Source organism: Vreelandella lionensis (assembly GCF_002087295.1).
Classification (GTDB): Bacteria; Pseudomonadota; Gammaproteobacteria; order Pseudomonadales; family Halomonadaceae; genus Vreelandella; species Vreelandella lionensis.
Genome location: NZ_MWVI01000017.1, coordinates 1 through 25,253, shown reverse-complemented (window position 1 = coordinate 25,253; position 25,253 = coordinate 1). Strand labels below are relative to the sequence as shown.

Annotated in this window: 20 protein-coding genes and 4 pseudogenes; 17 read left to right on the top strand and 7 right to left on the bottom strand. The window is 54.7% G+C overall.

All coding sequences use genetic code 11. From position 1 onward, the window contains the following. Positions 1-166 precede the first annotated feature (166 nt). Positions 167-418 carry a hypothetical protein gene (locus B4967_RS02245; protein WP_083023297.1) on the top strand — a complete coding sequence of 84 codons (252 nt, stop codon included), beginning with the start codon at positions 167-169 and terminating at the stop codon, positions 416-418. 1,111 nt (positions 419-1,529) lie between these two features. Next, positions 1,530-2,009: a ZIP family metal transporter gene (locus tag B4967_RS02240; RefSeq protein ID WP_243470281.1), complete on the top strand. Its 480-nt coding sequence runs from the start codon at positions 1,530-1,532 to the stop codon at positions 2,007-2,009. A gap of 417 nt (positions 2,010-2,426) precedes the next feature. Here the strand turns inward: B4967_RS02240 and B4967_RS02235 are convergent, their stop codons facing one another. The 5 genes from B4967_RS02235 to B4967_RS02215 all read right to left on the bottom strand — a co-directional run bounded on the left by B4967_RS02235 (position 2,427) and on the right by B4967_RS02215 (position 8,923). Then, a complete protein-coding gene (locus B4967_RS02235) occupies positions 2,427-3,920 on the bottom strand; it encodes an MFS transporter (RefSeq protein WP_083023295.1) in 1,494 nt (497 codons plus the stop codon). A gap of 40 nt (positions 3,921-3,960) precedes the next feature. Continuing rightward, on the bottom strand, positions 3,961-4,419 hold the full coding sequence (locus tag B4967_RS02230) for a universal stress protein (RefSeq protein ID WP_083023294.1): 459 nt from the start codon (positions 4,417-4,419) through the stop codon (positions 3,961-3,963). A 92-nt stretch (positions 4,420-4,511) separates the two neighbouring features. Beyond that, positions 4,512-6,104, bottom strand: a complete 1,593-nt coding sequence (locus B4967_RS02225; protein ID WP_083023292.1) for an MFS transporter — start codon at positions 6,102-6,104, stop codon at positions 4,512-4,514. A 252-nt stretch (positions 6,105-6,356) separates the two neighbouring features. After that, on the bottom strand, positions 6,357-7,025 hold the full coding sequence (gene narL, locus B4967_RS02220; protein ID WP_083023291.1) for a two-component system response regulator NarL: 669 nt from the start codon (positions 7,023-7,025) through the stop codon (positions 6,357-6,359). Further along, positions 7,025-8,923 carry a type IV pili methyl-accepting chemotaxis transducer N-terminal domain-containing protein gene (locus B4967_RS02215; RefSeq protein WP_083023289.1) on the bottom strand — a complete coding sequence of 633 codons (1,899 nt, stop codon included), beginning with the start codon at positions 8,921-8,923 and terminating at the stop codon, positions 7,025-7,027. The genes narL and B4967_RS02215 overlap by 1 nt, the downstream gene beginning before the upstream one ends. Positions 8,924-9,099: 176 nt before the next feature. Here B4967_RS02215 and B4967_RS02210 point away from each other — a divergent pair, with 176 nt between their 5' ends. The 3 genes from B4967_RS02210 to B4967_RS02200 are packed head-to-tail and all read left to right on the top strand — an operon-like array spanning position 9,100 to position 10,531. Next, a complete protein-coding gene (locus B4967_RS02210; protein ID WP_243470280.1) occupies positions 9,100-9,717 on the top strand; it encodes a hypothetical protein in 618 nt (205 codons plus the stop codon). A 23-nt stretch (positions 9,718-9,740) separates the two neighbouring features. Continuing rightward, a complete protein-coding gene (locus B4967_RS02205; protein WP_083023288.1) occupies positions 9,741-10,133 on the top strand; it encodes a ribonucleotide reductase subunit alpha in 393 nt (130 codons plus the stop codon). A gap of 11 nt (positions 10,134-10,144) precedes the next feature. Beyond that, positions 10,145-10,531 (top strand): SirB2 family protein, encoded by a 387-nt coding sequence (locus tag B4967_RS02200; RefSeq protein ID WP_083023286.1) that lies wholly within the window; start codon positions 10,145-10,147, stop codon positions 10,529-10,531. Positions 10,532-10,613: 82 nt separating this feature from the next. On the opposite strand, the pseudogene hmpA reads toward B4967_RS02200, so the two are convergent. Beyond that, a pseudogene (gene hmpA / locus B4967_RS21170) lies at positions 10,614-11,787 on the bottom strand (NO-inducible flavohemoprotein). A gap of 257 nt (positions 11,788-12,044) precedes the next feature. On the opposite strand from hmpA, the pseudogene B4967_RS18615 reads away from it, so the two are divergent. Next, a pseudogene (locus B4967_RS18615) lies at positions 12,045-13,156 on the top strand (NnrS family protein). A gap of 6 nt (positions 13,157-13,162) precedes the next feature. On the opposite strand, the gene B4967_RS02185 reads toward B4967_RS18615, so the two are convergent. Then, positions 13,163-13,609, bottom strand: coding sequence for an Rrf2 family transcriptional regulator (locus B4967_RS02185; protein WP_083023284.1), 447 nt, complete (start codon positions 13,607-13,609; stop codon positions 13,163-13,165). Positions 13,610-13,921: 312 nt separating this feature from the next. Here B4967_RS02185 and B4967_RS02180 point away from each other — a divergent pair. From B4967_RS02180 to moaA, 11 genes and pseudogenes are all read left to right on the top strand, one after another. Continuing rightward, positions 13,922-17,703: pseudogene (locus B4967_RS02180) on the top strand (nitrate reductase subunit alpha). Beyond that, positions 17,700-19,263: pseudogene (gene narH / locus B4967_RS02175) on the top strand (nitrate reductase subunit beta). Before B4967_RS02180 ends, narH begins: the two co-directional pseudogenes overlap by 4 nt. Beyond that, complete coding sequence (gene narJ, locus B4967_RS02170) at positions 19,256-20,056, top strand: nitrate reductase molybdenum cofactor assembly chaperone (RefSeq protein WP_008958047.1); 801 nt, start codon at positions 19,256-19,258, stop codon at positions 20,054-20,056. Before narH ends, narJ begins: the two are co-directional and overlap by 8 nt. A gap of 13 nt (positions 20,057-20,069) precedes the next feature. Then, complete coding sequence (narI, locus tag B4967_RS02165) at positions 20,070-20,762, top strand: respiratory nitrate reductase subunit gamma (RefSeq protein ID WP_008958046.1); 693 nt, start codon at positions 20,070-20,072, stop codon at positions 20,760-20,762. A 39-nt stretch (positions 20,763-20,801) separates the two neighbouring features. Further along, the gene (locus tag B4967_RS02160; RefSeq protein WP_008958045.1) at positions 20,802-21,623 is read left to right on the top strand and encodes a peptidylprolyl isomerase; all 822 of its coding nucleotides are present in this window, start codon (positions 20,802-20,804) and stop codon (positions 21,621-21,623) included. Positions 21,624-21,658: 35 nt separating this feature from the next. Further along, entirely contained in the window at positions 21,659-22,231 is a 573-nt protein-coding gene (gene moaB, locus B4967_RS02155) for a molybdenum cofactor biosynthesis protein B (protein WP_083023282.1), read from the top strand. Beyond that, on the top strand, positions 22,228-23,169 hold the full coding sequence (locus B4967_RS02150) for a molybdopterin molybdotransferase MoeA (protein ID WP_243470277.1): 942 nt from the start codon (positions 22,228-22,230) through the stop codon (positions 23,167-23,169). Before moaB ends, B4967_RS02150 begins: the two co-directional genes overlap by 4 nt. Positions 23,170-23,173: 4 nt before the next feature. Next, on the top strand, positions 23,174-23,491 hold the full coding sequence (locus tag B4967_RS18610) for a MoeA family protein (RefSeq protein ID WP_243470276.1): 318 nt from the start codon (positions 23,174-23,176) through the stop codon (positions 23,489-23,491). Positions 23,492-23,543: 52 nt separating this feature from the next. Then, the gene (locus B4967_RS20005; protein WP_279384630.1) at positions 23,544-23,732 is read left to right on the top strand and encodes a putative zinc-binding protein; all 189 of its coding nucleotides are present in this window, start codon (positions 23,544-23,546) and stop codon (positions 23,730-23,732) included. Continuing rightward, positions 23,657-23,947: a putative zinc-binding protein gene (locus B4967_RS02145; protein WP_279384629.1), complete on the top strand. Its 291-nt coding sequence runs from the start codon at positions 23,657-23,659 to the stop codon at positions 23,945-23,947. The genes B4967_RS20005 and B4967_RS02145 overlap by 76 nt, the downstream gene beginning before the upstream one ends. Continuing rightward, positions 23,916-24,932 (top strand): GTP 3',8-cyclase MoaA, encoded by a 1,017-nt coding sequence (moaA, locus tag B4967_RS02140; protein WP_083023281.1) that lies wholly within the window; start codon positions 23,916-23,918, stop codon positions 24,930-24,932. The genes B4967_RS02145 and moaA overlap by 32 nt, the downstream gene beginning before the upstream one ends. Positions 24,933-25,253 lie beyond the last annotated feature (321 nt).

Below are 25,253 nucleotides of genomic sequence, written 5' to 3'. Positions count from 1 at the left end.
CAAGTTTTCTTGAAAGGGATTGGTATCTGCCCGCTAGCTAGGCACCCCAATCATCAAGCGATGTGGGCCTATTATGGTGAGGGTGGCGAAGGTATTTGCCTAGAACTGACGTTTACTCCAACGATCATGGAGGTGAGCCAATTGTTCCTAGGCTCCGTGATTTACAGTGAACAAGCTCGGGTTCTCAACCGCGCTGAGGATTGGGACGACTTTTCTGGAACTCGACGAGCAGCATCCCGAGGCCACTCTAAAAGAGCTCCATCGGATCAGCACCGAAGTTCCATTTCGCCGCCGCATGGGACTGCGCATGGCCCAGCGTTCCACTTCGATCAAGCATCCTGACTGGGTTCACGAAGATGATATGCGTATGCTCGGGCCGAAAGGGCGAACGTCCTTGCCGATTCTGGGCAAGTACTGACCCGCGTTCACTTCTTGGGTTTCAAGGCACTTAATCGAGTAGCGCCACTACTATTGAAACATTACCCTTATGTCACCTTGATGCAATGAACTTTCGATCATGGTGAGTTGCAAGCTTATGGACGGCCCATAAAGTTCAAACTTATACCTACCAACGGTACAGGATATGCCATCTCTACTGCAGATCTAGCTCGGTCGCCCGAGAGCTGATTTTATACCGCTACCTCTCTCAGCATGGGTGGGCTACTGAGTCGCCTCCCAAAGCTACGCTAAGATGTGGCATTATCAGACGGTGCTAATTAAACGATATTTTTTTAGTGTCTTTTAATTACGTAACTTCACTACTGGAGCATACGGTCGTTTTATTTTATGTCATCTGAAAGTGGAAATTTTATGTCATTTTGTGGTGGAGTTTTTGTTGTAAGTCACTGTTTTTTCGTTTTGGTTATGTCAAATTGAAGTGGAAACGACAATTTCTAGTGTCGTTTCCGGTCTGTTTTGACATAAATTCCGGATAAAATGACATAATTTGCGGTTTCTCGTGACATAACCTATTTTTGTAGTAAACCTACGAAATGGGGTGTTGTCATGTACAGGCGCAAGCTCCGTCATTCCCGTGTCAAGAACCTCTACAAATTTGCTAGCTTCAAACTGTTTCAGCTCATACTGTAGAGCCCTCTCTAGAATTTGATGCCTGCTTTCATTTTGAATATTTATCTCATGTTAAAGCTTTTATTGTCAGGCCTTGGGTTTTATTTATTTAATTAAAGGTAAAGTTCCCCCCCCCTATGCTCCTGACTTCAAAGTCTTAAGCTATTAATGACGTTGAATTTGCTGGAGAGACTAAGCAGTATTTCAAAAAAATATCGCATTGAGCGTGAAAATGTTACCAGCCGCATAGGTAAGTTGGCCTTCTTATCAGCAGTTAAAAAAGCTACAGCAGGAGCCCTAGCCGCGTCTCTCACACGGTGATGTTAGATAATAATTTTTAAAAAAAATTAAATGGACAGCTTTGTTAATCGCTACTGAAAGCAAGATTCCTTAATCTAAAGTTGGAGAGTTCTCATGTGCAACAAGGGCAGTTCTTTAGCCTTTTAATATAAGATTTGCTTATGTGTTTCCAGATATTTTTCATAGTGGGGTTGGCTATCGTCCACCTCGTTGCGGGCAACATCCGCTTTCTCCAAGCTTGGCCACGCAGTGCCTGGCTCTCATTTGCCGGTGGCATATCTGTTTCGTATGTGTTTGTGCATGTCTTTCCTGAACTTGAGGAAGCACAGGAAGCCATTGGTGGACAGGGTGCTGTGGCTTTTTTAGAGCACCACGCTTATTTGATAGCTCTAGTGGGCCTGACCTTATTCTATGGGCTTGAACATTGGGTCTCGCAGAATAAGATGCAGATTGGCTCACCTGATAGCGAGACTTACCCCCACTCGGGCAAGCGTATGTTCTGGTTGCACATCGGAACATTTGCCCTCTATAACGCTTTGGTCGGCTATCTTTTTGGGTCTATCGAGAGACGTCGTTGCATGAATTTGCCTTATATTCCTTGGCTATGGCCTTCCACTTCCTCGTCAATGATTACGGGTTAGTGGCCCGTCATCGTGACGTTTATCTACGCAAGGGACGTTGGGTTTTAGCGTTAGCCGTCATCATTGGCTGGTGTGCTGGACAATGGATAGAAGTGGAAGAGGCGGCGACGGCATGTTGTTCGCGTTCTTGGCAGGAGGTGTAGTGCTTAATGTGCTCAAGTAGGAGCTTCCAGAGGAACGGCAGAGTCGGCTATGGCCTTTTATGCTAGGGACGGTCCTTTACTCTTCACTCTTGCTAGTGATTTAAGGGGAGCTTTATTCCGAGAAGGCACTTATGGTAACGCAGTTTTCTGCCGCTGGCTCATGCCTGGGCAACAGTGGTCGAGAAGTGGAATCAAAAAAGCCAACCCGAACCTAGAGGGGGACGGGTAGGAATAGGGGATAGGGAATCCTTACTTATCTAGGGCGTGGGGACTTTCAGAGTTTGGCATCCTGCAAGTATTGCTCTTCAATGGCACGGTCAACCGACGAGACGTAGTACTCATCATCGAAAGCACCTTCCGGCTCTTTGAGCCATACCAGGCAAATCACCCAGCTGATGAATGCGCCGGTGGCGATGATGTAGAAGAACTGCGTGGGTGTGACAAAGGTATAGATGGTTAAGTAAACCACCGCGCCAACGTTCCCGTAGGCGCCTGCCATACCGGAGATCTGCCCGGTGATGCGGCGCTTGATGGAGGGAATAATCCCAAAGGTTGCCCCTTCGGCGCCCTGTACGAAAATCGAGGTGCCAATAGTGACGAGAATCGCTAAAAATAGCGGCCAACTAGAGTTAAGCATCGCCATTAGCAAGAACCCAACGCTAATGCCAAACATGTAGCAAAGCATCACGAAGCGCCGGTTGCCCATGCGGTCAGACACCATGCCACCCATGGGGCGGGCCACCAGATTGACGAAAGCGAATGATGCCGCGATCAGGCCAGCTGTGGCGGCATTCAACCCCCAGGTCTCCTCAAAGAACATGGGCAGCATCGATACCACCGCCAGCTCAGCGCCGAAGTTTGCAAAATAAGTGCTGTTAAGCGCGGCTACACTGTTGAACGAGTACTTGTCGTCCTCAGGCACCCCCTTGCGTAGAATCGGCAGGTTGACCCGCAGGATCTGAATGATCTGATACATAACAATCGCCACGATGACTAGGTAGGCGATGACCGCGCCAGAGACGGATAAATAGCCCATAGACTGGATGCGCCAGACCAGGAAGGCGAGTACACCGACCAATGGGATTGTCCAGATGATCAGCTTGATCATATCGCCCCAGGAGCTCACTTCCATGGCGGCGGTCTTGCGTGGCTTGCGGTGGGCCTGGGCATCCGGCCCATCGGTAATCGCGAACCAGTAGTAAACACCGTAAGCGGCCATAACAATAGCGCTCTGGGCGATTGCCCAGCGCCAGCCATCGGGACCGCCATACATGCTTAGAGCGATAGTCGGCAGTGACATGGCTGCCACGGCGGAACCGAAGTTACCCCAGCCAGCATAGAAGCCTTCGGCAAAGCCAATGTCCTTGGGCTTAAACCATAGCGCTGTCATGTGGATACCAACTACGAAGCTGGCGCCAATAGAGCTTAACACTAGGCGTGCCACCAGTAATTGCGTCATCGTATTACCGAAAGCAAATGCCAGCGCAGGGATCGACATACTGACCATCAGTACCGAGAACACCCGGCGTGGACCAAAGCGGTCCAACGCCATGCCTACGATAATACGAGCGGGAATCGTTAAGGCGACGTTGCAGATCGCAAATAGCTTGAGGTCGTCTGTAGTTAGCCAATCAACGCTTTTGAGCATGCTCGATGCAAGCGGCGCCATGTTGAACCAGACATAGAAGGTAATAAAGAAAGCAATCCAGGTCAGGTGCAAGGCCCGGATTTCAGGGCTGCGAAACTTGAATACAGCGGAAACTTTCATGGTCGTATCGTCCTGTGTCCCAAATGTGGTTAGAGGCTGATTAAGGGCTGGGTAGGATCAACAAGGGACACTCGGCGCGCCGGGCCAGGAATGAGCTGACGCTGCCGAAAGTCATGTAGTCGAGTTCATCGACGAAATAAGTCAACGATTTGGCGATGATGCCGCCGTCCGGTTGATGGCTATGGCGAGCAATGACCAGTAGATCTGGCGAGAGTTTGCGAGTGGCCTGCAGTAACATCTTGCGCGCATCCCCTTCGGCTAGAAGCTGCTCGGCTTGGAAGCCCTCGCCGATGGCGAGTGCCACACCCTCTTGAAGGTGCCGTTTAACCTCATCGTGCTCCTGCTGAAAAAGCGCCTCGTTGTTATCGGTAGCGTCGAGTGGATTCTCCACCACGCCGACCAGTACCAGCAGAGGTTGGTTACAGCGGAACATATTGACGACCTGAGCTAGAGCCAGCTTGGCGTTTCGCGAACCGTCATAGGCAATCATGATTTTCATGGTGTCCTCCCACAGTGGGGTATGGGATGAAGACCCGGAGCTTGGCTCCGGGCGTAAAGAAGCAAGCCCTATTTAGGGGTTCTTAACTTAGATCAGGGGTTCCTAACGTAGGCACCTGTGCGTAGGTAGAACCACCAGTTGATGACCAGGCAGATGGCGTAGAAGACCGCAAAGCCGTACATGGCAAGTTCCGGTGTGCCGGCCTGGATTTGCTCGCCCATTACCCGCGGGGCGATGAAGGCGCCATAGGCAGCGACGGCAGAGGTCCAGCCTAGTACCGGGCCTTTCTGCTGCTGATCGAAAATCACGCCGATGCTGCGGAAAGTAGAGCCATTGCCGATACCACTGGCGGCGAATAACACGATGAAGAGCAGCAGGAATAGCCAAAAGTATTGGTTCGGGTCGGTGGCGTTATAGGCCTGCATCATCACGTAGCCGGTGGCGATAGAGGCGACCACCATGACCGCAGAGATGATTTGGGTGACGATGGAGCCGCCCACTTTATCGGAGATCCAGCCACCCAATGGGCGGATGAGGGCGCCCACGAAGGGGCCTATCCAAGCCCAGGTCAACGCGCTGGGTGCTTCGGGGTTGACCACGCGAATCAGCGTGCCATCGGCTGTCGCCTCCATCATGTTGCCGAAAATGACATTGATGGAAAGCGGCAGAGCCGCAGAGAAGCCGATAAAGGAGCCGAAGGTTAGAATGTAGAGGATGGTCATTGACCAAGTGTGCTTATTGGAAAATATTGCGAACTGCTTCTGAATATTAGGCTTGATGTCGCCAGGAATCAGGCGCAACAATACAAGGGTCAGAACGATAGTTAGCGGCAGGGCAATCCACATATTAAGCCAGCCGAGTGCCAACATACCGACGATGGCGGTCACCAGGCCTACGCCGTAGAGGCCTAATATTTTGCTGAAAGCCGCCAGCGGCGAACCAGGGTTGGGCGTAATAGTGCGTAGATTGTTCATGCCGAACCAACCGGCGAACGCTAGCGGGATCAGAAACACGAGCCAGATGAAGCCCGCATTCTGTATCCAGGTATCGGTACCTGCTTCGATTCGGCCGATCAACGTACCGCTAGCGCTTTGCAATTCCATTGGCGATCCGGCCATAGCGCCGAAAATGCCGACGGTCATTACCAGCGGGATGACAATCTGCATGGTGGTGACGCCGAAATTGCCGAGGCCCGCATTCATACCCAGGGCGTAACCTTGCTGCTTGCTGGGATAGAAGGTAGAAATGTTGCTCATCGAGCAAGAGAAGTTTCCACCGCCGATACCGGAAAGTAGTGCCAACGCCTGGAAAACCCAAAACGGCGTGCCTGGGTTCATCAAGGCGATCCCAGTTCCGGCCGCAGGGATCATCAACAGCGCGGTGGTCAGGAAGATGGTGTTCCGCCCGCCAGCGATGCGGATCATGAACGATGCTGGGATGCGCAGTGTGGCACCCGCTAGACCGGCAAGCGCCGTCAGGGAAAATAGCTGGTTAACCGTGAATGGAAAACCTAGGTTCTGCATCTGGGTGGTGATCATTCCCCACATCATCCAGAAAGCAAAGCCCATCAGCAGGCTGGGAATGGATATCCATAGGTTGCGATTGGCGACCTGTTTGCCTTCCTGCTCCCAAAACTGGGCGTCTTCGACATCCCACTTCTCAATGTCGGCGTTTCTCTTGCTCATGGCGATTTCCCCTTGGCGTCAAACCTGTCTGCATGTAGCAGTCTGCATGTAGCAGTTAGAGGGCAAGATACGCTTGCAAAGGGGATTGGGAAACTAAGGGAAATGACCTATAAATCAGCGACATACCTCTTGAGAGGTAGTCGCTGAAAAGCCAAGTACCATTGATTTTAAAGAGAAAAAATCGAGAGGGGGTAAAGGTGGGTGAGAGCAAAAGTACTCTGGGAGTCTTTGGAGGTAACCACACAGAATCGACTAGTGATCGATACCTTCTTGAACTGCCCAGACGGCGGCTTCAACACGTGAACGCAAGTTGAGCTTTTTGAGCAGGTGCTTGACGTGAACCTTGACCGTGCCTTCGGTAATATCCAGCTTGCGCGCAATGAGCTTGTTGGAGAGGCCGCCAGCAAGCTGCTGCAGTATCTCGCGTTCACGCTGCGTTAGGCTGTGAATATCCGGGGTGGTGGGCGCATTACGCTGATTACGCAGGGCTTCAGCGAGTAGGGCGGTCAGGCTTTCGCTGATGACCATGCGGCCTAGCGCAGCCTGACGCAGCTGGCGAACCATGTCTTCAGGCTCCATATCCTTTAGCAGGTATCCATCGGCACCGTTGCGCAGCGCCGCGACCACATCATCCTCATGATCGGAAACAGTGAACATCACCACTCGGCCGCTATAATTGGCTTCCCGCAAGCGGCGCAAGGCTTCTAAGCCATTAACGCCCGGCATGTTTAAATCAAGTAAAACCAGGTCAGGCTCAAGTTTGAGGGCCAGTGCAATGCCTTCTTCTGGGTCGCCCGTCTCGCCAACCAATTCAAGATCGTCTTCTAGTTCAAGCAGCTGTATTACGCCACGCCGTAGTAGTGGGTGGTCGTCAATAATCATCAGACTGGCGGGTGTATCATTGGCAGTGGTCAGCGTCATTAAGAAGTCCCTGTACCTAAGTGAGAGTCGGGGGCAGCCGTAACAGGTTGCTGCTGAATTAAGCGAGCGGTCAACGGAGTGAAGAGTATCTCAATACCAGTACCTCCTGCGGGGCGGTTGGCGATGATCAACTCCCCGTTCAGCGTGTTGGCCCGATCACGTATGATCACCAAACCGTAGTGCATCGGCGGCGAACTATCGTCTACCAGGCCGATGCCGTCATCCTCAATGCGAACCAGCAATTGAGCATCGGCGAAGCGCACCGTCACGGCAGCCCAGTGGGCTTGGGCATGTTTATGAGTATTGGCCAGTGCTTCACGAATGATCTGCAGCACGTGAATTTCTTCGTTGGGGTTAAGTAGGTAAGGCGGCACATCGTAATCAAGGTTGACCGTTACCCCCATACGCTGGCTGAACTCCTCGACGGTCTGGCGCAAGGCAAATTGCAGCCCCGGCCCCTCAAGTTTGAGCCGGAACGTGGTGAGTAGCTCACGCAGTTGACGATAAGCACTGTTTAAACCGGTACGTAGCTCGTCGAATACCGCAGACTGCGCCTCTCGGGTGGCTTCTTTCTGCTGCATGCGCTCGAGTCGGGCGACCTGCATCTTGAGATAAGAGAGTGATTGCGCTAGAGAGTCGTGCAGTTCGCGCGCAATAGTGGTTCGCTCGTTGATCAGCGTGACGTGTTGCTGCTCCTCGATACGCCGCTGCAGGTACACCGCCGTGGCTAGCTGGTCGGCTAACATGGTAAGCAGGCGACGGGTGCTATCGTTGAGCCGCTCCTGGGGATACCACACTTCCAGTGTGCCGAGCAGCGTATCGCCTACGCTGATAGGTAACAGTAAACACTGCGACTGGTTCTTGGCCACCAACTCCAGGGGGCGAGGATCAATCAAGCAGGCGTGGCATTCCTGGTCGCGACAATACTCAGGCCGGGTGCGCGAGTGAGTTTCCAGTACCGGCATTTCCCGTTGGTCAAAAGGGTCGTTTAGCGAAAGACGTATCGGCCCAATGTTCAACAGCTTTTCCAGTTCACGCAGCATGGGAGCGGCGCTAGAGCAAAGGTCGTTACCGCCGCCATACAGCGAACGGCTGGCATCGTGCATCACCTGCAGCGCCTGATTATTGCGTTCAAGCTCTTGTTTCTTGCGCGATACGGTGTCTTCCAACGCGGCGTAGCTGGTCGCCAACTCGGCAGACATCTTGTTAAAGGTGTGGCCCAGCAAGGCCAGCTCGTCATTGCCACGCAGTTCTGAGCGCGGCTTAAAATTACGATGTGCTGCCTCGCGGGCAAGCACCATCAGTTGACGCAAAGGCACTACCAGATTGTAGCGAACATCGTAGAGAGCGATTGCGACTACAATAGCGATCAGCACTAAAAAGAGGACTTGCATCATGCCAAGCAGGCGCACCTTGGCCTCAGTGCTCTGTTCCAGGTAGGTCACTAGCACTTCGATGTCATTGACCATTGCAACGATCATCATTTCCAGCGTATCCAGGTCAAGCGCTGTAGCGGAGGACGGTATTTCTAGTGCCGGGCGAAGCGTGTGCTGCCAGTAGGTCTGGAGTTTCTCCAGTTGACGGCGGCGCTCGTGGCGGTCATCAGTTGGGATGGTTTGCTGTAAGGTTGTGCCATTCAAACGCTGATCAAAGCTCGCCACCAAGCTGGCTAGTTGCTCTTCGCTGGTTTCCTCGGGGGCATACTCCAGGCGCTGTAAGGCCCCCATGATCTGATAAGCATTCATGCGTAATGAGCCGGCGACATTAATCGCGGCAGCGTCACCACGGCTGCTGTTAGACATTGCAATGGTCAGGGTGATACTGATGAGTGCCATACCGCTAATGGCGAGCAGCGACGCAATAATGCGAGCCACCAGGGAACGTTGAAGTAATTTCATAGTAGTTCCGATAGCGCGGAAGAGGTAAGGGAGTGTGGCGCTGTCTGCATCTTGATACGAGGGCTATCCCTTTAGGGTTAGCTGAACTACCTCTGATGCTTTTTGACCTACACCCGGTATTTACAGACAATTCTTACATGTCTGTTGCTGTCTTCATACCCTCGCCGGGAAACGCTATGCCTTCACCCGTTCCACCTCCGATGCTGGAGACATCAACACAGCCAGTCAATGGCTATCAGCTGCTGGTCGCCATGCTGCTCATGCCGCTGGCAAGCTCCCTGGCGGTGGCTAGCTGGACACTCTACACCTTGCTCGCGATTCATCCCGTTTATGGGTTGCTGCCGCTGGGTAGTGGCCTTCTGTTGGCGTGGCAGACATGGTGTCTGGCTCGTCGAAGTTGCACGTGCAGCTTGATGCAGTGGCTGCTGTTGGGACTGGCACTAGCCTTGGGCTGGTTCGGGGTGGCGAACCAGCCGTGGGAATTTCTGATGGTGGGAATTGGGCTTGGGCTAGGAGGCGCGATGATTGCCACTGGTATTGCCCACGCCAAAGGTTGGATGCTTAGTCGTTGGGTTGCATATTTGTGTGGGACTTTGTCTGGCCTTAGCGGCAGGGGTAGGGCTTTCCTTGCGGATGGCGCCCTTGGTCGTTCAAGCCTATGGTTGGCGCGCAGCGCCATTCAGTCTGCTGATCCCACTGTTCATGATAATGCTGTTGCTATGGCTTTTTGTAGAGTCACCCGAGTAACGCCACCTACTAGTCTTACCTGCTCATTCTTACCTATTGATTCTTAATTACTAGCGATAAGGCCAATTTTATGACTATAGCAACGTTTGCCGATTTACTGCAGGAAGCGCGTAAACAACCTAAGCCCCAGCGGCTGCTGTTTGTGTTCGTTCGCGCAGAACTGCCCGATTTCCCTGATGCCGAGCAGCGCCGTCGCTTTGAACAGGGAGAAGGAGGCGTGTTGGTGCCTGTGATATGTGTAGATAAGTCGACGGAGGAACTGAGCAGCATGGCGGCGTTGGTCGAGGAGTCTCGCCGTACCGAAATCGAATGGGATCTAGTCTTCACTGCGGCAATGGACGATCCAGAAGATGACACCGAAGTTGAACGGCAGCTCCAGCGCATGATGGAGTCGCTGCAAATGGGTAATATCACCGCCTTCCTCGCCTTCAATCATCACGGTGATGCGGTTAACGTTGGCTAGGGGTGGCTACTATGGAGCACTATTTTCTCATCAAGCACCTGCACATGACGGCCGCTGCGCTGAGTATTACGCTTTTCGTGGTCCGCGCCTGGTGGTCGGTGCGGGAAAGCCCCCACGTTATCGCCCGCTGGATCAAGGTGCTGCCCCATCTCATCGACACGGCCTTGCTGGGGCTGGGGGTGACCTTGATGGTGTTGCTTTCCGTGTGGCCCTGGCAGCTTCCTTGGCTGGGCGCCAAACTGCTGGCGCTGCTGGCCTATATTGGCGTTGGCTCCATCGTGATTAAACGCGGGCCAACTCCCAAGGCGCGCGCCATAGCCGCCGTTGTGGCGGTGGCCATCTTCGCCTACATGTTGGGGGCCGCTATTCGCCACAGCCCTTTATCCTGGTTAGAATGAGTCTTGGGCAATTTCGTCCTTTGTTGCCTCATGAGAGAATTACAAAAACGTTAAACCATAAACTCTAATCAGAGGGCAGATGTCAGGCTGCTTCGAGAGGGCGCGAGGGGCCAAAGTGCTCGAAGTGTCGGCGATCCTCGTCGACACCCAGTTCAGACAAAGCGCTGTTAATCGCCGTCATAAATCCTTGAGGGCCCACGAAATAACAGCGTGTCTTAAGGTCTGGCAGGTAGTGAGCTAATAAGCTGCGGTCGATACGACCAATATGTTCGGCTTCGTTACCACGCTCATGAATACGGACAGCCTTAAGATGTTGAGGATACTCGCTCTTCAGCGCCTCTAATTCGCCTTTAAAGGCCTGGTGGTCGGCATCCAGGGCAGCGTGTAGATAGATGACTTGCCGCCCAAGGGATAAGGCATGGCGCGCCATGGGAAGCAGGGGCGTTTGACCAACGCCGCCGCTGGCAAGCAGCAGAGGCTCGTCACCTTCAATCAGCGTCAGATCACCTGCTGGCGGTAACAGTTCCAAGATATCGCCTGGTTGTAAGACATCATGGAAATGACGACTGACTTGGCCCTGTTCTTCACGTTTGATCGAGATTCGATAGCTTTTGCCATTCGGCGTGTCTGAGAGGCTGTAATGCCGATAAACCAGCTCGCCATTAATGGTTAGACGTACACCGATATACTGACCTGGCTCATGGTCAGCCACACGGCCTCCATCCTCGGGCTCAAGGATAAAAGAGCGAATTAAAGCACTTTCCTGCTGGGTACTGGCAATCTTGAAACGGCGTGTGCCGCGCCATCCGCCCGGGCGCTGCTCAAACTCACGGTAGCGCTGGGTCTTCGAGGTCGATTAACAGAGCGGCAAGCTCGTTATATAGAGCGCCCCAGGCATCGGCGATTTCCGAGGTGACAGCTTCACCCAGTACTTCACCAATCGCCGCCAGCAAACATTCACCGACGATGGGGTACTGCTCGGGAAGAATGCCTAGCGAGACATGTTTACTGACCACAATATCCAGCGTGGCGCGCGCCTGAGCTGGGTTGCTGCGTAGTTGAACATAGGCCAACACGGCGTTGGCCAAGGCTCGGGGCTGCCCACCGCTTTGCTGATGAACCTCATTAAAGAGCGGTTTGACCTCTGGGTAGCGGGTAAACATCAGCGGATAGAAGCGCTGGGTAATCGCATTCAGATGTTCGGCCACGACGGGAGCTGTCGCGTTGATCAGTTTTTCCTGCTCATGTGTTAGCACTGTTAATCCCTCGCTTATTAAGAAGTATTTAAAATGAATCTTAATGCTGCGGATCTATAAATGCTAGTCATAAGATGTATTTTTGATGCATGTCATGGTCTTTGTTGATAGCTAGGCGCACAATTATATTTCCAAGTAATTTAGTCGGGATCATGCCATGCCAATGACCACTTCATCCCAACCTGCTTCTAAACCTGAACATCTGCCATTAATGCGCCTGGCTTTTAGGCCTTTCTTTCTGTTGGCCGCGCTGTTTAGTGTGGCGTCCCTATTGGTGTGGTTGGGGCTTCTGGCATGGCACTATTTTGCTGCGCCCTTATGGCGGCTTGGTGTTCTGGCATCAGCATGAAATGTTGTTTGGTTTTGCTGCGGCAGTGGTAGCGGGGTTTTTACTAACTGCTGTGCGTAACTGGACTGGGTTGCCGAGCTTAAGCGGCGTGCCGCTACTGGGTCTGGTGGTGTTATGGCTATTGGGTAGGGTGCTGATGGCTTTTCCTATGGGTTTGCCGGGATGGCTGCTGCTGGCGGTTGATCTTGTGTTTCTGCCGGTGGTCGCCATTGTTATGGCACGTATGGTTATCACTGCAAAGCGGTGGCGCAACTTGATCTTATACCTGTGCTGCTGCTATTTGCCACGGCTAATCTGGCGATGCACTTAGGGGTGATGCAGGGTGACGCCGAGCTTATCCGCCAAGCCGCCTACTTAGCCGTGCTGTTAATCACACTGATGATGACAGTCGTTGGCGGACGCGTGATTGGCATGTTTACTGCGAACCGTTTGGGACGCACCAAACCTGACCCTATTCCTTTACTTGAAGGAGTGACGTTGGCTAGCACGGCAGGCGTTGTCATCCTGCAGTTGGTCATCATGCTGGGGGTTGCCATTCCTGCGTCATTAATCGGCGGGATGATGCTCTTAGCGGCGTTGGCCAATACTGTTCGCATGGCGCGCTGGGGTGGGCTGCACAGCTGGCGCGAACCTTTACTTTGGGGACTCCACGGCAGCTACGCCTGCATCCCGCTAGGGCTAATTATGTGGGTCTTGGCACTAATGGGGCTGATACGTACAGAGCTTGCTATACATGCCCTGACCATAGGTGGCATGGGTGCCATGATGCTGGCCATGATGGCCAGGGTTTCGCTAGGTCATACGGGCCGCCCCGTACGCACCCTGCCCGGTATGGGTGTGGCGCTGGGCTTCATGCTAATAGCCGCCTTGGTGCGCTCACCCGTCTTGGCGATATTTCCCCAGATTACCCACTGGACCTACACGCTAAGCATCATCTTCTGGTGTGTAGCCTACGCAATATTCCTAGTGCATTACACTTGGCCGTTAATGCAGGCGCGAGTCGACGGGCAGGATGGCTAGTAAGTGCTAAGCGGTGACAGTAGGAATGCGCATAAGTTGCGCCAGTTGAGAGCGTTGATTGCCCAGGAGGTCGGCCAACGTATAGTGGTCGAGCACACCTAGAAATGCTAACAGTGCATCATTAAGAATCGGTTGAAGGCGACATGCCGGCGTAATGATGCAGGCGTTGTCGCTATGAAAGCACTCCACTAACGCCATGTCGTTTTCCATCTCGCGTACTAGCTCGCCTAACCCAATGGTTACAGGATCACGTGTCAGCAGTAGGCCTCCATTCTTGCCACGAATAGCGGTAACGTAGTTCTTTTGACTCAGCTCCTGAACGATTTTCATCAAATGATTGCGTGAGATATTAAACGTCTCGGCAATTTCATTAATCGTAGAGCGCTCCTCCCCCTTGGTAGCAAGAAAGATCAGTACGCGTATCGAATAATCGGTGAATCGGGTGAGATGCATGGAGTGCGTTTTGCTCCGAGAGTAATCCAGCTATAAAAAGTATGTTGTATGAATGTTCAGCGAGTTGCAATGTAAACGTGATTGAAGGCCTGCGAGCCTATCCTGCCTTGCTACAGCAAGCAGTCGCGCACGGTGTAATTTCAATAGCGCCCACCGTCTATTCCTTTCCGTTGGACGCTCTATCACCTTGGGGGTAGACAGGGTGTATATGGAGGTAATCACGCAGTAATTCGCTTGTCGATCACGCAGAATCCACTCCATGGAACCCGCACTGACGGGTATGCAAATTTCCGAGGAGCCTGGAGATCGACCATGAGTCACTTCATAGATCGGCTGAATTTCTTCCGCAAGTCCCGCGAGCCTTTTGCCAACGAACACGGTGAACTACGCAGCGAATCCCGCCAGTGGGAAGATAGTTACCGTGCCCGCTGGCAACACGACAAGGTAGTGCGTAGCACCCACGGGGTGAACTGTACCGGCTCCTGTAGCTGGAAGATCTACGTTAAGAACGGTTTAGTCACCTGGGAAACCCAGCAAACTGACTACCCCCGTACCCGTCCCGACCTACCTAACCATGACCGCGTGGCTGCCCGCGCGGTGCCAGCTACTCCTGGTATCTGTACAGCGCCAATCGCCTGAAGTATCCATTAGTGCGCAAGCCGCTACTTGCGCTATGGCGCGAAGCGCTCAAGGCTAACCCAGACCCAGTCGACGCCTGGGCGTCTATTGTCGAAGACCCCGCCAAGACCAAACAGTACAAACGTGCTCGCGGTATGGGCGGCTTCGTTCGCGGTAACTGGGATGAGCTTAACGAGCTTGTCGCGGCCTCTAACGTTTATACCGCCAAGCAGTACGGCCCCGACCGGATCATTGGCTTCTCACCAATTCCGGCCATGTCGATGGTCAGCTACGCCGCGGGTAGCCGCTACCTGTCGCTGATCGGCGGCGTCTGCATGAGCTTCTACGACTGGTATTGTGACCTGCCGCCAGCCTCGCCGATGACCTGGGGAGAGCAGACCGACGTACCTGAATCCGCTGATTGGTATAACTCCGGCTACATTATTGCCTGGGGCTCCAACGTGCCTCAGACGCGTACCCCGGATGCCCACTTCTTTACCGAAGTACGCTACAAGGGCACCAAGACGGTCTCGATCACTCCGGATTATGCCGAAGTCTCCAAGCTGACCGACGAGTGGCTGTCCGCCAAACAGGGCACCGATGCCGCCCTGGCGATGGCCATGGGGCACGTCATCCTCAAAGAGTTCCACCTGGAGAACCCCAGCGCCTACTTCACCGACTACGTGCGCCGCTATACCGACATGCCGTTTTTGGTTGAGTTGGAGGCGCGCGAAGACGGCAGCTTTGCGCCTGGCCGCCAACTGCGTGCCAGTGATTTCGACACCGCGCTGGGCCAAGAAAACAACCCCGAGTGGAAAACCGTGGCCTGGGACGAAACCCGTGACCAACTGGTGGTGCCGCGCGGTTCCATCGGTTTTCGCTGGGGCGAAACCGGCGATGAAGTGGGCAAATGGAACCTGGAATCGCTGGATGCCGCAGGCACCGAAATCAAGCCGTTACTGAGTTTGGTCAACCACCACGACAGCGTCGCGCGCGTGGCATTCCCTTACTTCGGTGGCATCGAGCACGAGCACTTTGAGCACGTCAAAGGAGCAGGCGTCGGTGCTGCTGATGACCTGCTGTTCCACAATTTGCCCGCCAAACGCTTGAAGAGAGCCGATGGTAGCGACATGCTGGCGGTCACCGTTTTTGATCTGATGTGTGCCAACTACGGTATCGACCGTGGCTTTGTCGGCGACGGCGAAGATGATGGTGCAACCTCGTTTGATCAGATTCGCCCCTATACCCCCGCGTGGCAGGAGAAAATCACCGGTGTCTCGGCAGAGCAGTGCACTCGTATTGCCCGGGAGTTTGCCGACAACGCCCATAAAACCAACGGCCGTAGCATGATCATCGTCGGTGCCGGTATGAACCACTGGTACCACATGGACATGAACTACCGCGGCCTGATTAACATGTTGGTCATGTGTGGTTGTATCGGTCAGAGCGGTGGTGGTTGGGCTCACTATGTGGGTCAGGAGAAATTGCGCCCGCAGACGGGCTGGACCCCGCTAGCCTTTGGCCTTGATTGGCAGCGTCCGCCACGTCATATGAACTCCACCTCGTTCTTCTATAACCACTCCTCCCAGTGGCGCTACGAGAAGCTTGAGATTAAAGAAATTCTTTCGCCGTTGGCCAAGGCCGAGGATTACCCCGGTAGCCTGATTGACTTTAACGTGCGTGCTGAGCGCATGGGCTGGCTGCCGTCAGCACCTCAACTGGGTATGAATCCGCTGCGTCTGGCGAAAAAAGCCAAAGACGCGGGTATGTCGACTGCCGACTATGCCGTTGCGCAGCTCAAAAGCGGTGAACTGCGCTTTGCAGCGGAAGATCCGGATGCGCCAGAGAACTTCCCGCGCAATATGTTCATCTGGCGCTCCAACCTGCTGGGTAGCTCCGGTAAGGGCCATGAGTACATGCTCAAGTACCTGCTGGGTACTCGTCACGGTATTCAGGGCAAAGACCTGGGCGACTTCGGTGGCCAGAAGCCCGAAGAAGTCGTATGGCGTGACGAGGCGCCGGAAGGCAAGATCGACCTGCTGGTGACGCTGGATTTCCGCATGTCCACCACCTGCCTCTACTCGGATATCGTGCTACCTACGGCGACCTGGTATGAGAAGGACGACCTTAACACTTCTGACATGCACCCCTTTATTCACCCCTTGACTGCCGCCACCGACCCGGCCTGGGAATCGCGCAGCGACTGGGATATTTACAAGGGTATTGCCAAGGCATTTTCCAAGGTGTGTGTAGGCCACCTGGGCGCAGAGACCGATCTGGTCACGCTGCCGATGCAGCACGACTCGCCAGGAGAGTTGGCCCAGCCGGCGGTGATGGATTGGAAGAAGGGCGAATGCGCGCCGATTCCCGGCAAGACCATGCCAGCGCTGATTGAGGTCAAGCGTAACTATCCCGAAACCTATGAGCGTTTCACCTCCGTTGGGCCGCTGCTGGAAAGCATCGGTAACGGTGGCAAGGGCATCGCCTGGAATACCGATGCAGAAGTCGAGCTGCTGGGCAAACTCAACCATCGCAAGCTGGATGGCCCGCATAAAGGCCGCCCATTGATCGACAGCGCTATCGATGCCGCCGAGATGATTCTCACCCTGGCACCGGAAACCAACGGCGCCGTAGCAGTAAAAGCGTGGGATGCACTCTCCAAGATTACCGGGCGTGACCATACTCACCTGGCAACGCCTAAGCATGAAGAAAAAATTCGCTTTCGCGATATTGTCGCCCAGCCGCGCAAAATCATCTCCAGCCCGACCTGGTCTGGTCTCGAGGATGAGCATGTCTCTTATAACGCCGGTTATACCAACGTTCACGAGCTGATCCCATGGCGCACTGTGAGTGGTCGTCAGCAGTTCTATCAGGATCATGCCTGGATGCGCGCGTTCTGCGAAAGCCTGCTGGTCTATCGACCGCCCATCGATACCAAAGCGGCCAAAGGCTTCCAGCTTCCCGCCGACAACGGCTTCAAGAGCAAGGCGCTGAACTTCCTCACGCCGCACCAGAAGTGGGGCATCCACTCCACTTACTCCGACAATCTGCTGATGCTGACGCTCAACCGCGGTGGCCCTGTCGTGTGGCTCTCCGAGGCGGATGCAGCCGAGATCGAGATCGAGGATAACGACTGGATCGAGGTCTACAACGCCAACGGCTCGATTGCCGCGCGGGCCGTGGTCAGCCAGCGGGTCAAGGCGGGCATGGTGATGATGTACCACGCCCAGGAGCGCAACGTGAACGTCCCTGGCTCTGAGGTCACCGGCACGCGGGGCGGTATTCACAACTCGGTCACCCGTGTCTGCCCCAAGCCAAACCATATGATCGGCGGCTACGCGCAGCTCTCTTACAGTTTTAATTATTACGGCACCGTCGGCTCAAATCGCGATGAGTTCGTGTTAGTGCGCAAGATGAAACACGTTGACTGGCTGGATGGTGAAGGCAATGACAGCGTTCAGGAGGCCGTGAAATGAAAATTCGTTCCCAGGTAGGCATGGTTCTCAACCTTGATAAGTGTATCGGTTGCCACACCTGTTCGGTGACCTGCAAAAATGTCTGGACCAGTCGCGAAGGCATGGAGTACGCCTGGTTCAACAATGTCGAGACCAAGCCCGGTATCGGCTACCCCAAAGAGTGGGAGAACCAGGCCAAGTGGAAGGGCGGCTGGATGCGCCGTAACGACGGCCGGATTGAACCGCGTATTGGTGGCAAATGGCGGGTGCTGGCGAATATCTTCGCCAACCCCGACCTCCCTGAAATGGATGACTACTATGAGCCATTCACTTTCGACTATCAACACCTGCATACCGCCAAGATCGGCGAGCACCAGCCGGTGGCACGTCCGCGCTCGCTGATTTCCGGTCAGCGTATGAGAAAGATCGAATGGGGCCCAAACTGGGAAGAGATTCTCGGCACCGAGTTCGCCAAGCGGCGCAAAGACGCCAACTTCGACAAGGTGCAGGCAGATATCTACTGCCATTTTGACAACACCTTCATGATGTACCTGCCGCGCCTGTGCGAGCACTGCTTGAACCCCACCTGCGTAGCCAGCTGCCCGAGCGGTGCCATCTACAAGCGCGAAGAGGACGGCATCGTTCTAATTGACCAGGACAAGTGCCGTGGCTGGCGGATGTGTATCTCCGGCTGCCCCTACAAAAAGATCTACTACAACTGGAAAAGTGGTAAGTCCGAAAAATGCATCTTCTGCTACCCGCGTATCGAGGCCGGTCAGCCGACTATTTGCTCCGAGACCTGTGTGGGCCGCATTCGCTATCTCGGCGTGCTGCTATATGACGCCGACCGCATTGAAGAGGTGGCAAGTTCTCCCGACGAGCGTGACCTCTACCATCGCCAGCGCGAGATCTTCCTTGATCCCAACGATCCGGAAGTGATTGCCCAGGCCAAGCGGGATGGCATTCAAGACAACGTCATCAAAGCCTCCCAGGCCTCACCGGTTTACAAGATGGCGATCGACTGGGGATTGGCGCTGCCGCTGCACCCAGAATGCCGCACGCTGCCGATGGTGTGGTACGTACCGCCGCTGTCGCCGATTCAATCTGCCGCTGAAGCAGGGCATGTGGAATTCGACGGCATCCTGCCCAAAATTGAATCGCTGCGTATTCCAGTGAAGTACCTAGCCAACCTGCTAACTGCTGGCGAAGAGGAGCCCGTGGTGCTGGCACTCAAGCGCTTAATGGCGATGCGTGTCTATATGCGCAGTAAGCATGTGGATGGCGTTCCTAATGCCGAGGTACTCGACGCCGTCGGGCTGAGCGTGGCCCAAGTAGAAGGAGATGTACCGCTACCTGGCCATTGCCAACTACGAGGATCGTTTCGTGATCCCCACCAGCCATCGAGAAATGGCCACCGAAGCCTTCCCTGAACGGGGAGGATGCGGCTTTACCTTTGGTGATGGTTGCCACGGTGAGAGCCAGCCCAACCTGTTCAATGGCCGAAAGCAGACCAGCGTGTTGGTGAAGCCGGTAGAGGTCTTCGACCCGCAGCCACAACTTGAGGAGTCTCGTCATGACTGAAGCCGCTACCCAATCGCCGACCCCGGTAGAGCCGTCGTTCGAACCGCTACAGGGTATGCGTAGCCTACGCGTACTGGCCCGCCTGCTCGATTACCCGACCCAGGAACTGCAGGATGCCTGTGGCGAGCTTATCGAAATCCTCAATGCCGAGCGCCGCCTGGGGGCGGCTCTCAAGTCGTCATTAATGGAGTGGTGTCAGCGACTTAACGATGGCGACTTGCTTGAGCTGCAGGCCGAGTATGTCGCCATGTTCGATAAGGGGCGCGCTACGTCGCTGCTGCTATTTGAACACGTGCACGGCGAGTCCCGTGACCGTGGTCAGGCCATGGTGGATCTTATGGCTGAGTACAGCGCGGCCGGGTTCGAGTTGGATGCCCGTGAACTGCCCGATCATCTACCGGTGTTTCTTGAATACCTGTCGCTGTGCGACGAAGCCGAGATAGGCCGCTGGCTGGGCGAAATACGCCATATCCTGGCACTACTGACCGCACGACTGGAGGAGCGGGGAGCGGATTACGCCCTGGTACCGATGTCACTGTTGGCGTTAATTGGGGCAGAGGGTGATGTCGAAGAGCATCGGCCCCAGGTCAAAAAAGAAGCGCCTGATAACACCCCCGAAGCATTGGACGCCGTATGGGAAGAAGAAGCGGTGCGCTTCTCGGCCACTTCTGACGAAGACTGCGCGCTGCAGTCCGCCGAAGGCCGCCGTCTTGCCGAGCGCAAGAATACCGTTAAGAGCGAGGCCGTTCGCATTATGAGCGCCACCTCACCAACCTCTTCTGCCAATCGTTAATAGGAGAACCGCTATGTACGACGCGATTGAGCACTATTTCACCCATCTGATCTACGGTTACTACCCCTACCTGGCCGGTACGGTGTTCTTGGTCGGTAGTCTCATGCGTTACGACCAAGGTCAGTTCACCTGGAAGACTGGCTCCAGCCAAATGCTGTCCTCAAAAAACATGCGCCTGGCCAGCAACCTGTTCCATATCGGGATTATCGTTATCTTCTTCGGTCATTTGGTGGGCATGCTCACGCCGCACTGGGTCTACGCGCCTTTCCTACATGCTGGCACTAAGCAGTTGATTGCCATTGTGGTCGGCGGTATCGCCGGTGCCATGTGCGTGGTGGGCGGCGCCATGTTGCTCTATCGGCGTGTGGTCAATCCACGCGTAAAGGCGTCGTCGAGCATGATGGATACCTTGATCCTGGGTTTAATCGTTTTACAGGCGTGCCTGGGTATGGTGACCATCATCTTCTCGCTAGGCCATATGGACGGTGAAATGATGCTGACGCTCTCCAGCTGGGCACAGTCGATAGTCTTCTTTAGCGGCGGTGCGGCGGATTACATGCAGGAAGTGTCGTGGATCTACAAACTGCATATCTTTATCGGCCTAACCATCATCCTGCTGTTCCCCTTCTCGCGCTTGGTGCATGTGTGGAGCGTACCGTTTGGCTATGTGACCCGGCGGTATCAGCTTGTCCGCCGTCGCGCCTAAACACTTACTGTGCTTGCCTAGGCCTAGAGGAGAAATAACATGCAGATGATTGATATCGAACAACTACCAGGAGGTGTCGCTCCGCCTCCGGTACGTGTCGGCGACGCCAGTATCGATGAAGCAACGATTGCGTTAGAGATGCAGTACCACCCCGCCGAAACGGCGGGGGAGGCCCAGCTTCAGGCGGCTCGTGCGCTGGTGGTTAGAGAGCTGCTGCGCCAGCGAGCTAACGTCCTGGGGCTACTATCGACACAGGAAGCCAGCGAAGCGCAGGAGGATGCGGCGATTGCTGCCTTGCTTGAGCAGGAACTTGAGGTGCCCGAACCGGGAGAAGCCGATTGCCAACGCTTTTTTGATACCCACCGTGAGCGCTTCAGCGAGCCGACCCAGCTACGTGTAAGGCATATTCTGCTAGCAGCGGCACCGGATGACTCCCAGGGCCGCGACGACGCGTACCAGCTTGGCGAAAAACTGCTTAAAGAACTTAATTCCATACCCGAGCGGTTTGCCGAATTTGCGCAACACCACTCCGCGTGCCCTTCAAAAGAGATGGATGGCGATTTGGGCTGGCTAGTGTCAGGCCAGACCGTCCCTGAGCTGGATCGCGCTTTGCAGCACCTGCCCGAAGGCCTTCATGAGCGCCCCTTGGCGTCTCGCTATGGCTGGCATGTAGTAATCATTGACGAACGGCGTGAAGGGCGGTCGTTACCTTTCGATCAGGTGGCCGACCGAGTGCGTCACAGCCTGCGCGAGCAGGCGACGCGACGTGCATTGCGCCACTATTTGCTGGCGCTGGAAAGCGAAATAGGCGTCGAAGGAATTATTCTGGATGACGATGCTGGCGGCAGCTTGATGCAATAGCTTGAAGCAATAGCAAAGCTAATAGGAGAGGCTTGATGTCCCATGTTCCTGTCAATGCACTTTTCACTCCGCTTGGCATCGCGGTGCTAACGGTTTCCGATACCCGTGGTTTCGATGAAGATGGCAGCGGTAACCTACTGGTTGAACATCTGAGCGAAAGCGGCCATACCCTGGTGGAGAGACGCATCGTTCCTGATGATATCTATCAGGTTCGTGCCGTGGTCTCGGAGTGGATTGCGCGAACAGATATCCACGCGATTCTGGTTAATGGCGGCACTGGCTTTACCGCCCGGGATACCACTCCCGAGGCGTTGATACCGCTGTTCGCCCAAGCGATCGAAGGGTATGGAGAGCTGTTCCGCCACTACTCCCTGAAGACAGTCGGCACAGCGACGATCCAGTCTCGCGCCGTCGCGGGGGTGGCCAACCGAACGATGATGTTTGCCATGCCCGGCTCACCCAAAGCGTGTGCCTTGGCGTGGGACAACATTATCGCTTTGCAGCTGGACTCCCGCACTCGGCCCTGCAACTTCGCCGCCATGGTGCTGCCTTCAGCAACCCCGTGTAGTGGACGAGCGACCTCTTCCAATGAGGTGGAGCACTTATGAACTGTCACTGCGCAGAAATAGTCACGCCCGGCTTGTTAGAGCTGTTTGATGCACGCCAACGGCTTATCGACGCCGCCACGCCCATTAATGCAGTAGAAAACATCACCCTTGGACAATCGGCGGGGCGAGTACTGGCAGAAACGCTGGTCGCACCTCTCGATATGCCGGGTGTGGATAATAGCGCTATGGATGGTTACGCGCTGTGTCTGGCTGATTACCAAGCGGTACCTCCCGGCGCAGGTTTACCCATTCTTCAACGCGTACCGGCTGGCGCAGGCGTCATGCTGCTACCGGAAGGAGGCTGCGCGCGTATTTTTACCGGCGCGCCGGTGCCCATGGGGGCAGATATTGTGGTGCCTCAAGAGCGGGTGACTCTTGATCAGCGCGGGCATATACACCTCGAGGGTAGCTTGGTGGTAGGCGCTAATAGTCGCCGCGAGGGTGAGGAGACTCGCATGGGATCCCCACTACTCGCCGCGGGTAAGTTGCTTGATGCCGCGTCGATTGCGCTGCTGGCGAGCCATGGGGTAAATGCTGTGACCGTCAAACGGCGCCTGCGGGTGGCACTCCTCTCAACGGGCGATGAGCTGATTGCCCCAGGTACGGCGCGATCACCGGGGCAGGTATACGACAGCAATCGCGCCATGCTTAACGTTCTGCTAGCACAGGCGCAGTGCGACGTGCTGGATTTGGGGATCATCGCAGATTCGCCGACGTCATTGCATCAGGCCTTTGAGCAAGCACAAACCGCTGCAGATTTAGTGGTGTGCACTGGGGGCGTTTCGGTAGGCGAAGAGGATCATGTTCGTTCGGTGATTGAGCAGCGCGGCGGGCTGCATTTTCATGGTGTCGCGATGAAACCGGGAAAACCCTTTGCTTTCGGTTATCTAGGCGCGGAGCCATTGTCTTCCATACCGGTTAATGGCGCTGCCGGGTAACCCCGTGGCCTCCCTGGTGGGCTGGCAACTGCTGGCGCTGCCGTTTATACATGCGATGCAAGCTAGAGCTGAAGCGGCTCTACAGCGTTACCCGGTAAAAGCCGGTTTTTCTCAGCGTGGGCCCCAAGGGCGCTGCGAGCTATTACGGGTGGAATTGGATTGGTCACAAGGGACTCCCGTGGCGCAGTTAGCGGGCGGACAGGGCTCGCATATGCTCAGCGCGGCTAGCCAGGCCCATGGATATTTGATGATTAATCCAGGCACCGACGTGACAGAAGGGGGCGCGTACCCCTATTACCCGATCAGTCAGTTCAACGCTTGAGTCGCTTTTTTTGGCGTGACCACTGACGTCGTTTGCTTTTATAGGAGAGGGTATGGCTTCCCATCATAAACCGCGCGCACTGATTTATGCCTGCTCCGGCTGTTCTGATGTGGCGCAACTGGCCAATAGTGTTGCTCTGCGTCTTGATCATGCAGGAGAGGCAGAATGTCCTGCATTGCTGGTGTCGGCGGTGGCGTGCCCGGTTTGGTACGCATCGCCCGCTCCCGGCGGCCTATCGTAGCTATTGACGGGTGCCAGATGCATTGCGCCAGTCACTGTCTTTCCAAAGCGGGCGTTATACCCACTGAGCACGTCAAGCTGTATGAGAACGGCCTGCGCAAGCGACGGGGCCAGTTTTATGATGAGGAAACCATTGAAGAGATCACCGCCGAAGTGAGAGGGCTCATAGCTCGGCTGCCCGTTAATGCCAGTCAAGCAGAGGAGCCCTCAGAATGAGTCGCTCGTCGATGGGTTTGGCCGTACGGTGCGCTACCTACGCATATCGGTAACTGATCGTTGTGATTTCCGCTGTGTTTATTGCATGGCGGAGGAGATGACCTTTCTGCCTCCGGCCCAACTGCTTACCCTTGAAGAGATAGCCACGCTGTCGCAGGCCTTCGTCGAGCTGGGGGTGGAAAAAATCCGCCTAACTGGCGGGGAACCGCTGGTACGCCAGGGCGTACTACAGCTAGCGCAAAAACTCGGTGAATTGGAAGGCCTACGCGAGCTGGCCATGACCACCAACGGCTCAGGATTAGTCAAACATGCCGAGGCCTTACGTTTAGGCGGACTTGATCGCCTTAATATCAGTCTCGACTCACTCAAGCCCGAGCGCTTTAAAGCATTAACCCGGACAGGTGACCTTAGCCAGGTGGTAGCGGGTATCCGCGCAGCTCGCCGCGCTGGCTTTCAGTCGATTAAGCTCAACGCTGTATTGCTCAAGGGTCGTAACGACGACGAAATTCTCGACTTGGTAAACTTTGCCCGTGATGAGGAAGTGGATATCAGTTTTATCGAGGAAATGCCGTTGGGCGCTATCAGCGAGCATAACCGTGGTGAAACCTTTCTTTCCACCGATACGGTACGCGAGACCATAGAAAAGCACTATCAACTCTTACCCACCACCGAGACCACCCTAGGGCCATCCCGTTATTACCGCATGGTAGACAGCCAGTCGCGGATTGGCTTTATTTCTCCCCATAGCCACAATTTCTGCGCTGTCTGTAATCGTGTTCGGGTGACGGCTGAAGGGCGGCTACTCCTTTGCCTGGGCAATGAGCACTCGGTAGATTTGCGCGCTGTCATGCGACGTTATCCAGGTGATATCCAGCGGCTTAAAGTGCACATAGTGGCGGCAATGATGAAAAAGCCTGAGCGTCCTCATTTTACGACAGATGGTGAGGTTCAGATCGTGAGGTTTATGAATGCAACAGGTGGTTAGGGCAACGTGGTCGAAAGCAGTTTATCACCATAAATGATAGAGCAGGCAGTGTCCGCAAATAGAGGTAGATTATAGTGAAGAAGTCTAGGCTCAAAAGAAACTAGCCCCTACAAAGATGTGGGAGCTCCTCATTCCTGTAAAAAGGAACTTATTCATATAGTGCCTTCCTTGGCCTACACACTCCCTAGGAGTAACGCCGCCGTTTAAAAGACACATCCCGAAGGTAGGCGGCATTACTACCTAAGCGACGGATATTGGCCCAAGTGCCCTTGTAATAAGGAATAACGTTACGGTGAACCGCCCCGGCTTTACCGGAGACTC

Coding starts and splice junctions, on each gene's coding strand:
- moaB (WP_083023282.1), top strand. CDS start 21,659: ATGTCCCATGTTCCTGTCAATGCACTTTTCACTCCGCTTGGCATCGCG.
- B4967_RS20005 (WP_279384630.1), top strand. CDS start 23,544: ATGGCTTCCCATCATAAACCGCGCGCACTGATTTATGCCTGCTCCGGC.
- B4967_RS02160 (WP_008958045.1), top strand. CDS start 20,802: ATGCAGATGATTGATATCGAACAACTACCAGGAGGTGTCGCTCCGCCT.
- narJ (WP_008958047.1), top strand. CDS start 19,256: ATGACTGAAGCCGCTACCCAATCGCCGACCCCGGTAGAGCCGTCGTTC.
- B4967_RS02240 (WP_243470281.1), top strand. CDS start 1,530: ATGTGTTTCCAGATATTTTTCATAGTGGGGTTGGCTATCGTCCACCTC.
- B4967_RS02225 (WP_083023292.1), bottom strand. CDS start 6,104: ATGAGCAAGAGAAACGCCGACATTGAGAAGTGGGATGTCGAAGACGCC.
- B4967_RS02200 (WP_083023286.1), top strand. CDS start 10,145: ATGGAGCACTATTTTCTCATCAAGCACCTGCACATGACGGCCGCTGCG.
- B4967_RS02235 (WP_083023295.1), bottom strand. CDS start 3,920: ATGAAAGTTTCCGCTGTATTCAAGTTTCGCAGCCCTGAAATCCGGGCC.
- B4967_RS02185 (WP_083023284.1), bottom strand. CDS start 13,609: ATGCATCTCACCCGATTCACCGATTATTCGATACGCGTACTGATCTTT.
- B4967_RS02215 (WP_083023289.1), bottom strand. CDS start 8,923: ATGAAATTACTTCAACGTTCCCTGGTGGCTCGCATTATTGCGTCGCTG.
- moaA (WP_083023281.1), top strand. CDS start 23,916: ATGCCAGTCAAGCAGAGGAGCCCTCAGAATGAGTCGCTCGTCGATGGG.
- narL (WP_083023291.1), bottom strand. CDS start 7,025: ATGACGCTGACCACTGCCAATGATACACCCGCCAGTCTGATGATTATT.
- narI (WP_008958046.1), top strand. CDS start 20,070: ATGTACGACGCGATTGAGCACTATTTCACCCATCTGATCTACGGTTAC.
- B4967_RS02205 (WP_083023288.1), top strand. CDS start 9,741: ATGACTATAGCAACGTTTGCCGATTTACTGCAGGAAGCGCGTAAACAA.
- B4967_RS02210 (WP_243470280.1), top strand. CDS start 9,100: ATGCCTTCACCCGTTCCACCTCCGATGCTGGAGACATCAACACAGCCA.
- B4967_RS02145 (WP_279384629.1), top strand. CDS start 23,657: ATGTCCTGCATTGCTGGTGTCGGCGGTGGCGTGCCCGGTTTGGTACGC.
- B4967_RS02150 (WP_243470277.1), top strand. CDS start 22,228: ATGAACTGTCACTGCGCAGAAATAGTCACGCCCGGCTTGTTAGAGCTG.
- B4967_RS02230 (WP_083023294.1), bottom strand. CDS start 4,419: ATGAAAATCATGATTGCCTATGACGGTTCGCGAAACGCCAAGCTGGCT.